We start from the raw sequence: 10,363 nt of genomic DNA, 5'->3' as shown, positions 1-10,363 counted from the left end.
CCCACGGCCCGGTTCCGTCAGAGCTTGATATTTGTTGGCCTTACAAAATTTTAATCTGTCAAAAATTGTAAAAATCAAGATGCGTGTTAGTCTTTCGTCTAATTCTTAAAAAACAATAATAGCTCACTGATTTAACGAGTTTTTACCCTTTCGGGAGTTGGAGAAACGCATCATGGAACGCAAACCTGACATCCTGAGGGCACTAGTGCTGATTTTCGCTGTTGGCCTTGTGATCACCGGCTTCACTTCGCTGCAGGCCTCCGAAGAAAAGCAGGGGGCCAATGCTCGCGCGATCGCCAGCGAAGCCGTATTGGTACCCGTTGCCCGTGGCGATAACCGCTAAGCAACCCGGTAACAGCGCCGGTCCGTGACAATACTGTGCAATGGCACGTCCCACGGTTCGACGGGCAACTCCTGCACCTTCTGAAAGTCATGGGCAATGCCGATCAGCTTGGGCGCCAGCCGGGGGCGAATCCTGGTGAACGCGAATGTCCGGTCATAGAAACCTCCCCCCATACCCAATCGCCCGCCTGATTCATCGAATCCCACCAATGGAAACAGAACCGCATCCAGCGCCCACGCCGGACGCCTGAGGCCCTTGTGGAAAGGGGGTTCCGGGATGCCGAAACGGTTGCTGACCAGTTGCACGCCATCGTCATAGGGACTGAACACCAGTTTGCCGTGATGGATCGGGTGTAGCACCGGTAAGTAGAAGCGAATGCCTTTGCGTCGAGCTACCGACAGGTAGATGTGTGGATCAATTTCGCCGTCGTTGGGCAGATACAGCGCGATGTGTCTTGCCCGGTGCAGATCCGGGTTGCCGAGAAGGTTCAGAGCGAGGTTTTCAGCGGCTTGCTGCTGTTGCTCCGGGGTGAGTGACCGTCGCTTTCGCCGAAGTTCTTTGCGCAGGGCGCTGCGGGACCGCTTGTCAGGGTGTGCTTCGAACGGTTGGGGGGCAATGAACTGGCTCAAAATACGCTTCCCGGGCTGCCGTGTTGATGTCTTCTGAATCCAGGCACGGATCAGACGTCGTGGTAAATTCTAGCAGTTACTCACACTTGCAGACACGGGTTCACCGATCTGGGGCCGTCCGGCCGTTTTCCGATTGCGACATAGGGCTGACTTGTAATGGATGCTACTTCATGCGTGGCAGGACATCGACATGGCCCGGCTGACGTCTGTGCTGGAATGCCATGAAAACGTGTCCGATGATAATGAGCAGCAACGCCCACCCAAACCAGCTATGGAGCAAATTCGCTGGCAGCACCATCCAGGCGATCTCATCCCCTTCGAACCCGCTGAAAAGCGCAATGCCCAAAGGCTCGAACGCCTCGCCGGAGCCATACTGGCGTAGCAGGGCAAGGGAGGGAATCAGAAAGATCAGTCCATAGAGCGCTACATGACCGAGGGTTGCCACCCTGTTCACGGAAGGTGGTCGTCGTGAAAGGTTTGCCAGTGCCCACAAACTGCGGATAAAGATCAGGATAAGGAGGAGAAACCCGAGAGGTTTGTGGGTCGCCCAGAAAAATTCTTCGACTGGAGTGTCACTAAGCAGGAGGTGCGCGCCCGCCGATAGAAACTGCCAGAGCAGGAGCAGGGCCATGCCCCAGTGCAGCAAGCGGGTGATGAATCCGTAACGTTCCTTTGTGTCAGTGATTTGCATCAGATCCCTCAAAGAAAAGCTTCCCGAGCTGCCGTTTATCGGATGTGGCCCTTGAACCCAAAGTTCAAGGTCGGTGGCCGCTGTGACATATTAGGCTTTCCCCCTCGGGGGACGTGCTCACAATGCCCTGAAGTAGCCACCTGGGTAGTGCGCATCGGCTCGAGGACGTATCCGACCTGCGAACAGCCCAGGAAGTTAACACCATTATACGGGCATCAGCGGGGCCGATTGCAACACCTGAATCCGAACAGGAGACACAGGTCTATTGGCCGGAGGATTCTCCCAGGGCAGAATCAAGTTTGTTGTCCATGGCCTCCAGGATAGAGCTGGCGGTGTCGGACATGGTGTCGCGCTCGAGCAAATCGTGGGTGATGTTCAGGGCTGCCATGACGGCAATACGCTCGGTACCGAATACTTTGCCGCTGGCGCGGATCTCCCGCATTTTGCTGTCCAGGTGGTGGGCAGATTGAACCAGCGCTTCGCGAGCGTCCTCTGGGCAGGCAACCAGATATTCCTTGTCGAGGATTTTTACTTCAACGGTGGTGGGCTGCTGTTTTGCCATTTAGTGGTGCTCCAGGGCCCGTAGGCGGCCAATCATGGCTTCGATCTTGTTTTTGGCAAGATCGTTCTTGTGCATTAACTGCGCGCGTTCCCGGTTCCAGTCATCCTGCAACTCCCGCAGTGCAGCATTATCCCGTTCCAGTTTGTGGCAGCGTTCAATGAGCTTGTCCAGTTTGTCCGCCAATGCCTGTAGTTCGGACTGTTCCATGATTGCGTCAACGCCTGTGGTTATAGATGCAAGTAACTATAAGTGTGGACTGCAACCCGGTCAATTTACAGGGTTGTCATGGCCTCGGAAGAGTGACAACTGTCACTCTTCCGAGTTGTGACTGAGCCCCTGCCGTCGGCTCTGACGCCACGCCTGCAGCGCGGGGATCAGGCCCACCAGCGCCGCTGTGACCGGTACGCTGGCGAGAATAATCCACTCCGGCGCCGCCAGGGGGCGCAGGCTGATCTGTATCCCGTATTGTTCCAGCAGCCAGGGGCTGAGCAACACCAGCCCCCCGGTACCGAGCAGTACGGCCAGCAGGCAGGCAATGGCGGCGAGGAAAAGACATTCGATCACGTGCAGTGCGGCGACCAGCCCCGGAGAGGCGCCGGTGGCACGGAGAATGGCAATTTCACGGCTGCGCTGGGCCTGGAGCGTCAGCAGCACGGCGACCAGTCCAATCAGGCTGATCACCACCACAAAGCCGGTAATGCCCAGCAGCGCGCGCTCAAACTGCCCCATGATGCGCCAGAGCTCACTCAGGGCAACCCCCGGCAGCACGGCGGACAAGGGCTCTTCCCGGGATTCGTTGATCTGGCGCTGCACCTGGAACGTCATCACTTTGCGCTCGATACCCACCAGCGCCGCGGTGATGGCATCGGGGGTCAGGTCGCGCTTCCTGGCCTGCTCCGGCGATACCGTTCGTCCCGGGATCGCCACCCCGGATTCCCAGCCGATGTGCATGGCTTCCATGCCTTCCAGGCTGATGTAGACCGCCTGATCCACCGGTGTCCCTGTGGGCGCCAGAACGCCGGTGACGGTAAAGGGCGTGTCCTTGTGGTTGGAGAAGCTGGTGCTACCGCCGCCGTGGGACAGGATCAGTTTGTCCCCCAGGGCGTGCCCGTGTTTACGGGCTACCTCCGCCCCAAGCACAACGTCGAAGACATCCTCAAACCAATGCCCGCCGCTCAGCGTGAGGGACTGATCCCGGCCGAACCGGAAGTGCTCGACAAAGCCGGCGTCGGTGGCAACGACCCGGTGGCCGCGATAACTGTCACCGAGGGACAGAGGCACTACCCAGTCGATGCGACTGTCCTCCGTCAGCCCCTGATAGGTGGGCCAGCGAATGTTGTTGGTGGCATCGCCGATGTGGAACACGGTATACAGCAACAGGTTCAATTGCCCGCTGCGGGCGCCGACGATCAGGTCGGTTCCCGAGATGGTGTTGGTGAACGACTGGCGGACTTCGGTACGCAGGTACTGAACGCCCAGCAACAGTGTCACGCTGAGGGTCAGGGTCAATGTTACCAGCGCGAGCACGCGGCGCCGGTGCCACAGGCTGGCCCAGGCCAGGGAAAATGCAAGGCGGGCCTTCATGGGTGCGCCTCCAGGAAGAGTTCGTGGTCAAAATGCGTGGCCAGGCCCTGGTCGTGGCTGACAAAAATCACCGAGGAGCCTGCTCTTTGCCCCAGGGTCAGAAGCAGTTCGATAAACCGGTCGCGGTTGTCGGTATCCAGTGCCGAGGTGGGTTCGTCGGCAAGGATCAGCTCGGGGTGGCCAATCAGGGCACGGGCGGCAGCTACCCGTTGTTGCTGGCCCACACTGAGGCGGGTGACCGGCTGGTGCCAATGGCTGTGCGGAATGGCCAGTTCAGCCAGCAGTTCCTCGGCTTCCTGCGAGGGTTCCGGTTTGGCGAGTTGGTGCCGCTTGGTGGACAGACGACATGGCAGGGTGACATTGCCCAGAGTCGTGAGGTAGGGCACCAGGTTGAACTGCTGGAAAATAACGCCCATGTGGTCGGCACGAAAACGGTCCCGTTGCCCATTGGAAAAGGGCGTAATGTCCTCGCCCAGCAGTGAAACCGAGCCGGAAGTCGGCCGTAACATGCCGGCCAGCAGGCTCAGGAGTGTGCTTTTGCCGCTGCCGCTGGGCCCCTTGATGAACAGGTGCTCACCGCGTTCAAGGGTGATGTCCGGAAATTGCAGCGCGACGTTGCTGTGGGGCCACTGATAGCACAGGCTGCGTGTGGTGACGGCCTGCTCGGCGGTTGCGGAACTCTTGCTCTGTCTGGATGTCTGGTTGGTCATGTGCGCTGGCGCTGATTCGGTGTATGATTTGCCCACAAACTCATAGGTAGGCGTTTTATGTTTTCGGCTTCACGCATGTCTTCAATCTTCTCTGTGTATTCCCGTCGTTTGCTTCGGGGCGCTGTCACCATTTGTCTGGCGGCATTCCTGGGTGTCGCCACGGCGGCCGACCGGGAAATTGACTGGCTGGAACTGATGCCGGAAGAAGATCTGAATTTGCTGGAGAGTATGCCAGAAATCGTCCATGAGGGAGATGGCCCGCCTACGCTGCCGGACGAGATCATGACCGGTCGTGTGGTGCCCGGCATGGATGGGGTGTCCGGAAAAATTCCCGGCTTTGTGGTGCCCCTGAAAACCACCGAAGACATGCGTATTCTCGAGTTCTTCCTGGTGCCGTATTACGGTGCCTGTATCCACGTTCCGCCGCCGCCCCCGAACCAGATCATCCACGTAAAGTACAAAGAGGGCTTTACCCTCGAGGCGCTTTACGATCCGGTCTGGGTCGAGGGCACTCTGGTTGTCGAGAGTACCGAGAACGATATTGCCAAATCGTCCTACTCCGTGGTCGCCGAGAAGGTGGAGCGGTACCAGCAGTAAGGCCGGTATACCGGCCTTAGTCACCCAACTGGAATGTGGGTTCGCCCTCGCCAAGCCGTGTGCTGCCTTGTCCGGCTGGGCCCACCCATTCCACCGTCAGCACCTCAAGGTTCGGGAACCTGACTTTCAGCGGGCTTGAGAACGCCTGGCCGGCTGTCAGAGCCTGGCATTCCAGCTGCTGAGAGACTTCATACTCGCGATGGCCTTCGTCCTCCGACTCATGGTGATGGTCGTCATCATGGTGATGGTCGTCATCATGGTGATGCTCGTCTTCGTGGTGATGGTCCTTGTCAGGTTGCCCGGCAGGCCCGCTATGGTGAACCGAACCGGCCATGACGACGCAGGAGCCTGGGGCCGTATCGATCAGTGGGTTGTTGCTCAGCCAGTCCGCAATCTCTGCCAGCCTGGCCTCTTCTTCCGGGGTTTGGGCCTGTCGCTCAAAACCGGCGAGGTTGTAGGCCGGAGAGGTAAAAAGCAGATCAATACTTCCTCCCTGAACCGCCATTTGCAGTTGCCCATAGCCATGACGGTGAGCGCCCGGATTGTCGCCGGCGACGGCTGTGCCTGTCGCCAGTAGCGCGGTCATACCAAGGCTCAGGGCTGTTCTGGAAAGGGTTTGTCTGGGGCTGGTCTTCATGGCGTCTGATTCCGCTGATTTTGATATGTTATAACATAATTGATCATCTGGCGGTCTGAATCAAGAGGGCGAGTGTCTTCCACGCGCCCGGATGCTAGGATAGACCCCTAAATCCAGTGATACAGGACCGTTCCGTTTCATGTCAGAAACCGACACCTCAGGTGCCGCCCGCGCCGCCGCGTTCGAGCGTTGGGCCAACATCTTTACCGCGCACAAAGCCTTCAGTCACCCTTCCGAACTTCATGGCGTCCTTTGTGGACGGCTGGCCGCCGGCGCCCGGATAGATGAATCAGAGTGGTTGGCCATGGTCTGCGAACACATGGGGCTGCCGGATAGCGCCGCCGAAGAGTCTGCGGACCTGAAGGATTTCATGCAGGCCGCCTACGACCAGACCCTGGCCTTGCTGAAAGCGACGGACATGAGTTTTCATCCGCTGCTGCCGGACGATGACTATGCCATTGATCAGCGTCTGGAAGCGCTGACCTCCTGGGTGCGCGGTTTTCTGGAGGGCATGGCGCTGTCCGCGGGACAATCCCTGGGTCAGGCCCCGGACGAGATCCGTGAGCTGATTGAGGATATGGTGGCCATCAGTCAGGTGTCCGAGGAGGAAGAGGCGGACGATGAAAGCGAACAGCAACTGATGGAAATTGTGGAATATGTGCGCCTGGGGGCGCTGGCGGTGTTCACCGAATTCAACCCGCCAGAAAAGCCGGCCACGGATACTCCGACACTGCACTGAGCAGGTACGTGCCTGCGGGAGAGGTTATGCCGTCAATGATACCCGTTAAAGAATTTGCCGATCGTCGTCGCAAACTGATGGAGCTGATGGCTCCGGACAGCATTGCAATTGTGCCGGCGGCTCCGGAATGTGTTCGCAACCGCGACGTGCTCCACCCGTTTCGTCAGGACAGTGACTTTCAGTACCTGTCCGGATTTGGCGAGCCGGAAGCGGTGCTGGTACTGATCCCCGGGCGTGAGCACGGGGAGTCGGTGTTGTTCTGCAAGGAGCGCAATCCCGAGAAGGAATTATGGGACGGTTTCCTGGCGGGGCCCGAAGGGGCGATTGAGAAGTTCGGGCTGGACGATGCCTTCCCGATTTCCGACATTGACGACATCCTTCCGGGCATGATCGAAGGTCGCAGCCGGGTCTATTACCCGCTGGGCAAGGATCACAATTTTGACGCGCGGGTCATGGACTGGGTCAAGGTGATTCGCAGCAAGGTGCGCGCCGGTGCCCATCCCCCGGGAGAATTTGTCGCCCTGGAGCACTTGCTCCACGACTTGCGTCTGTACAAGAGCGCCAATGAAATCAAGGTGATGGCGAAAGCGGGCGAGATCAGCGCCAAGGCCCATTGCCGTGCCATGAAACGGGCTCGCAAGGGCGGTTACGAATACAACCTGGAGGCGGAACTGATTCATACTTTCATGGATCATGGTGCCCGTTCCACAGCGTATCCGTCTATCGTCGGCTCCGGTGCCAATGGCTGTATCCTGCACTACATCGAAAATGGCGCGCCGTTGAACGACGGCGACCTGGTGCTGATCGACGCAGGCTGTGAAGTGGATTGCTATGCCTCGGATATCACCCGCACCTTCCCGGTCAGCGGTCGCTTCAGCGCCGAGCAGAAGGCGGTGTATGAGGTGGTGCTGTCTGCGCAGTACGCGGCGATTGAAGCTGTGCGCCCCGGCAATCACTGGAACCACCCCCACGAAGCGGCCCTGCGGGTGTTGACCCAGGGGTTGATTGATCTTGGTATGTTGTCCGGTTCTGTTGACGATGCCATTGAACAGGAAGCCTACAAGCCCTTCTTCATGCACCGTACCGGCCACTGGCTGGGGCTGGATGTGCACGATGTCGGTGACTACAAGGTAGGCGACGCCTGGCGTCAGTTGGAGCCGGGCATGACGCTGACGGTGGAGCCCGGTTTGTATATCGCGCCGGACAACACCGATGTTGATGAAAAGTGGCGGGGCATTGGCATCCGTATTGAAGACGATGTGGTGGTCACCAAAGAAGGTTGTCGCGTACTGACAGAGGCCGTGCCCAAGACCATCGCCGATATTGAAGCACTGATGGCGGATTGACCCGGTGACCAGGCCTGATACCGATCTGATCATTGCCGGCGGCGGCCTTGCCGGTGCAACCCTGGCGCTCGCGCTGGCGAAGGTCGTGCCCTCGTTGCGGGTGACCGTCGTGGAGGCCTTTCCGCTGTCTCCGGAGGCATTGCCGGACAGCTACCAGCCCAGTTACGACGCCCGCTCCACCGCGCTGGCCTGGGGTTCCCGGCTGATCTTTGAGGAACTGGGGTTGTGGTCGCGGCTGTCGGAATATGCCTCGCCCATTGAACACATCCATGTGTCCGATCGTGGGCGTTTTGGCGCCACCCGCCTGCATGCCGCCGAGCATGATCAGGCCGCCCTTGGCTATGTGGCCGACAACCGCTGGATGGGCCTGTGCCTGATGCGGGAGCTGCTGGAAACCCATGTGCAATGGGAAGCGCCCGCCGAGGTGGTGGATATGACGCCGCTGCCGGAGGGCGTCAGGGTATCGGTAAAATCCGGCGAAGATACCCGTGAGCTGACCGCCCAGTGCCTGGTGGTGGCCGATGGCGGTCGCTCCGGCCTGCGGGAAACCCTCGGGTTCCAGGTCCGCACGCACGATTACGGCCAGAATGCCCTGATCGCCAACGTCTCCACTGCGGAGAGTCACCGTTATACCGCCTTCGAGCGTTTCACTGACGCCGGCCCCATGGCGCTGTTGCCCCACGGCTCACCGTCCCGTGCCGGCCACCAGTCGGCCCTGGTGTGGACCCTGACGGACGAGGCGCTTGAAGAGCTCCTGGCCCTGCCTGATGACGACAGGTGCCGGCAGCTACAGGAACGTTTTGGCTGGCGTTTGGGGCGGTTCACCCGAATTGGCGCCTGCAACCACTACCCCCTGAAACTGACCACCGTGGATGAGCCGGTTCGCCCCGGCGTCGCTTTGGTGGGCAATGCCGCCCATGCCCTGCACCCGGTGGCCGGCCAGGGCTTCAACCTGGCCCTGCGGGGGCTGATGACGCTGGTGGAACAGTTCCGTCTGGCGGTGGCGCAGGGGACACCCATTGGTGACCTGGGTGTTCTCAAGCGCTATCAGAGGCTTCATCATCAAGACTGGCAGCAAACGGTTCAGTTCTCGGATTCATTGATCCGATTTTTTGGCCAGTCCCCGCCGCCATTGGCGGCCGCCCGTGATGCCGGGCTGGTGGGGCTGGACCTGATGCCGGGCGCCAAGCGCTGGTTTGCCCGCAAGGCCATGGGCATCGGCGGCCGTCGCGCAGTGATTGATCATCCGGCCCGGACGAGCAGGGAGTCCGTAAAACATGAGTGAACCACGGAAGTTCGACATATTGGTGGTCGGTGGCGGCATGGTGGGCTCCGCTCTGGCGCTGGGTCTGTCGCGCCAGGGCTGGCGGGTGGCGCTGGTGGAAAGCAGTGAGCGACAGGTCCTGCTGAAAGCTCCGGCCCCGGCGAAGGGGGTGGATGATTTTGAACCCCGGGTCAGCGCGATTTCCGTAGCCAGCCAACGCCTGCTTGCAGAGTTGGGTGTCTGGGAAGCCATCGTGGCGGGTCGTCATTGCCCGTACCAGACCATGACCGTATGGGACGGTGATGGGACCGGTCGCATCCAGTTTGAAGCGGCAGAGCTGCAGGCCCGGTCTCTCGGCACCATCATTGAAAACCGCCACATAGTGCGGGGGCTGTTTGCGGCGTTGGCTGAGAGTGATGTCGAGCTGATTGATGGCGTGAAAGTCACTGGCTGGTGGCAGGATGAGGGGCGGCCAGAAGGTCTGCGTGGCATCGAACTTGAAAATGGCAGCGTCCTGGCGGCGGATCTGGTGGTAGCGGCCGACGGCGCCCACTCCCGGCTGCGCCAGTGGGTGGGATTACCCACCCGCGAGTGGGATTATGACCAGCAGGCCATCGTGTGCACCGTCAAAACCAGCCAGAGCCACCGGTTCACCGCCTGGCAGCGATTCTCGCCCACCGGGCCACTGGCGTTCCTGCCGTTGCTGACGGACGGCGGGGATGAGCATTTCTGCTCGATTGTCTGGTCCCAGGATACCGAAGAAGCCCGCCGCCTGATGGCGCTGGACGATGACACCTTTGCTGGCGAGCTGGAACGGGCGATTGAGCGGGAGCTGGGTGCAGTCGAGTCCGTTTCCCGCCGCTTCGCGTTTCCATTGCGCCAGCGCCATGCCAAGGACTATATTGCCTCCGGGTTTGCCCTGGTGGGTGATGCGGCACACACAATCCACCCTCTGGCCGGACAGGGCGCCAACCTGGGCTACGGCGATGTGCGGGCGTTGCTGGATGAGCTGGCTCGGGCAAGAAAGGCGGGCCTCGGTGCGGCTGATGACCTGGTGCTCGGCCGTTACCAGCGTCGCCGCAAGGGTGAAAACCTCACCATGATGGCCGCCATGGAAGGCTTCAAGCAGCTGTTTGCCCGCGATGAACTGCCTGTGCGCTGGTTGCGCAACACCGGCATGCGCTGGCTGAACCAGCTTGGGCCGGTGAAGAACCGGATTGCGGCTGAAGCCATGGGGCTGGACGCCTGAAAGATCGTTAAA

Annotated in this window: 13 protein-coding genes and 1 other RNA gene; 6 read left to right on the top strand and 8 right to left on the bottom strand. The window is 60.1% G+C overall.

All coding sequences use genetic code 11. The annotated features are described in order from the left end of the window. The first annotated feature begins 172 nt into the window (after window positions 1–172). Window positions 173–343 (top strand): hypothetical protein, encoded by a 171-nt coding sequence (locus ACJO5Y_RS12890; protein WP_406987707.1) that lies wholly within the window; start codon window positions 173–175, stop codon window positions 341–343. On the opposite strand, the gene ACJO5Y_RS12885 is transcribed toward ACJO5Y_RS12890, so the two are convergent. The 7 genes from ACJO5Y_RS12885 to ACJO5Y_RS12855 all read right to left on the bottom strand — a co-directional run bounded on the left by ACJO5Y_RS12885 (window position 340) and on the right by ACJO5Y_RS12855 (window position 4,519). Further along, window positions 340–972, bottom strand: a complete 633-nt coding sequence (locus ACJO5Y_RS12885) for a 5-formyltetrahydrofolate cyclo-ligase (protein ID WP_406987706.1) — start codon at window positions 970–972, stop codon at window positions 340–342. The genes ACJO5Y_RS12890 and ACJO5Y_RS12885 overlap by 4 nt on opposite strands. Window positions 973–1,135: 163 nt before the next feature. Further along, window positions 1,136–1,663 carry a cytochrome b gene (locus ACJO5Y_RS12880; protein WP_406987704.1) on the bottom strand — a complete coding sequence of 176 codons (528 nt, stop codon included), beginning with the start codon at window positions 1,661–1,663 and terminating at the stop codon, window positions 1,136–1,138. Between the two features lie 16 nt (window positions 1,664–1,679). Further along, window positions 1,680–1,860, bottom strand: a non-coding RNA gene (gene ssrS / locus ACJO5Y_RS12875) — 6S RNA. A gap of 65 nt (window positions 1,861–1,925) precedes the next feature. Then, window positions 1,926–2,225, bottom strand: a complete 300-nt coding sequence (locus ACJO5Y_RS12870) for a cell division protein ZapA (protein WP_406987703.1) — start codon at window positions 2,223–2,225, stop codon at window positions 1,926–1,928. Then, window positions 2,226–2,432, bottom strand: a complete 207-nt coding sequence (locus ACJO5Y_RS12865; RefSeq protein WP_406987701.1) for a TIGR02449 family protein — start codon at window positions 2,430–2,432, stop codon at window positions 2,226–2,228. 102 nt (window positions 2,433–2,534) lie between these two features. After that, window positions 2,535–3,809 carry an ABC transporter permease gene (locus ACJO5Y_RS12860; protein ID WP_406987700.1) on the bottom strand — a complete coding sequence of 425 codons (1,275 nt, stop codon included), beginning with the start codon at window positions 3,807–3,809 and terminating at the stop codon, window positions 2,535–2,537. Beyond that, window positions 3,806–4,519 (bottom strand): ABC transporter ATP-binding protein, encoded by a 714-nt coding sequence (locus ACJO5Y_RS12855; protein ID WP_406987698.1) that lies wholly within the window; start codon window positions 4,517–4,519, stop codon window positions 3,806–3,808. Before ACJO5Y_RS12855 ends, ACJO5Y_RS12860 begins: the two co-directional genes overlap by 4 nt. 75 nt (window positions 4,520–4,594) lie before the next feature. On the opposite strand from ACJO5Y_RS12855, the gene ACJO5Y_RS12850 reads away from it, so the two are divergent. Beyond that, complete coding sequence (locus ACJO5Y_RS12850; protein ID WP_406987696.1) at window positions 4,595–5,116, top strand: DUF3299 domain-containing protein; 522 nt, start codon at window positions 4,595–4,597, stop codon at window positions 5,114–5,116. A gap of 16 nt (window positions 5,117–5,132) precedes the next feature. On the opposite strand, the gene ACJO5Y_RS12845 is transcribed toward ACJO5Y_RS12850, so the two are convergent. Continuing rightward, window positions 5,133–5,753: a ZrgA family zinc uptake protein gene (locus ACJO5Y_RS12845; protein WP_406987695.1), complete on the bottom strand. Its 621-nt coding sequence runs from the start codon at window positions 5,751–5,753 to the stop codon at window positions 5,133–5,135. Between the two features lie 139 nt (window positions 5,754–5,892). On the opposite strand from ACJO5Y_RS12845, the gene ACJO5Y_RS12840 reads away from it, so the two are divergent. The 4 genes from ACJO5Y_RS12840 to ACJO5Y_RS12825 are packed head-to-tail and all read left to right on the top strand — an operon-like array spanning window position 5,893 to window position 10,351. After that, window positions 5,893–6,492 carry a UPF0149 family protein gene (locus ACJO5Y_RS12840; protein ID WP_406987693.1) on the top strand — a complete coding sequence of 200 codons (600 nt, stop codon included), beginning with the start codon at window positions 5,893–5,895 and terminating at the stop codon, window positions 6,490–6,492. Between the two features lie 26 nt (window positions 6,493–6,518). Further along, a complete protein-coding gene (gene pepP, locus ACJO5Y_RS12835; protein ID WP_406987692.1) occupies window positions 6,519–7,838 on the top strand; it encodes a Xaa-Pro aminopeptidase in 1,320 nt (439 codons plus the stop codon). 4 nt (window positions 7,839–7,842) lie between these two features. After that, entirely contained in the window at window positions 7,843–9,123 is a 1,281-nt protein-coding gene (ubiH, locus tag ACJO5Y_RS12830) for a 2-octaprenyl-6-methoxyphenyl hydroxylase (RefSeq protein ID WP_406987690.1), read from the top strand. Continuing rightward, window positions 9,116–10,351, top strand: coding sequence for a UbiH/UbiF/VisC/COQ6 family ubiquinone biosynthesis hydroxylase (locus tag ACJO5Y_RS12825; protein WP_406987688.1), 1,236 nt, complete (start codon window positions 9,116–9,118; stop codon window positions 10,349–10,351). Before ubiH ends, ACJO5Y_RS12825 begins: the two co-directional genes overlap by 8 nt. The last annotated feature ends 12 nt before the right edge of the window (window positions 10,352–10,363 follow it).

Origin of the sequence: Marinobacter alkalisoli (assembly GCF_045449855.1) — a bacterium.
GTDB lineage: Bacteria > Pseudomonadota > Gammaproteobacteria > Pseudomonadales > Oleiphilaceae > Marinobacter.
The sequence above is the reverse complement of the archived record's forward strand: the minus strand, read 5'-3'. Positions and strand labels throughout refer to the sequence as shown.

What these genes read in the sequence shown, in the direction of transcription:
- ACJO5Y_RS12855 (WP_406987698.1), bottom strand. Translation starts at nt 4,519, where the DNA reads ATGACCAACCAGACATCCAGACAGAGCAAGAGTTCCGCAACCGCCGAG.
- ACJO5Y_RS12825 (WP_406987688.1), top strand. Translation starts at nt 9,116, where the DNA reads ATGAGTGAACCACGGAAGTTCGACATATTGGTGGTCGGTGGCGGCATG.
- ACJO5Y_RS12880 (WP_406987704.1), bottom strand. Translation starts at nt 1,663, where the DNA reads ATGCAAATCACTGACACAAAGGAACGTTACGGATTCATCACCCGCTTG.
- ACJO5Y_RS12870 (WP_406987703.1), bottom strand. Translation starts at nt 2,225, where the DNA reads ATGGCAAAACAGCAGCCCACCACCGTTGAAGTAAAAATCCTCGACAAG.
- ACJO5Y_RS12860 (WP_406987700.1), bottom strand. Translation starts at nt 3,809, where the DNA reads ATGAAGGCCCGCCTTGCATTTTCCCTGGCCTGGGCCAGCCTGTGGCAC.
- ACJO5Y_RS12845 (WP_406987695.1), bottom strand. Translation starts at nt 5,753, where the DNA reads ATGAAGACCAGCCCCAGACAAACCCTTTCCAGAACAGCCCTGAGCCTT.
- pepP (WP_406987692.1), top strand. Translation starts at nt 6,519, where the DNA reads ATGCCGTCAATGATACCCGTTAAAGAATTTGCCGATCGTCGTCGCAAA.
- ACJO5Y_RS12890 (WP_406987707.1), top strand. Translation starts at nt 173, where the DNA reads ATGGAACGCAAACCTGACATCCTGAGGGCACTAGTGCTGATTTTCGCT.
- ACJO5Y_RS12840 (WP_406987693.1), top strand. Translation starts at nt 5,893, where the DNA reads ATGTCAGAAACCGACACCTCAGGTGCCGCCCGCGCCGCCGCGTTCGAG.
- ACJO5Y_RS12865 (WP_406987701.1), bottom strand. Translation starts at nt 2,432, where the DNA reads ATGGAACAGTCCGAACTACAGGCATTGGCGGACAAACTGGACAAGCTC.
- ACJO5Y_RS12850 (WP_406987696.1), top strand. Translation starts at nt 4,595, where the DNA reads ATGTCTTCAATCTTCTCTGTGTATTCCCGTCGTTTGCTTCGGGGCGCT.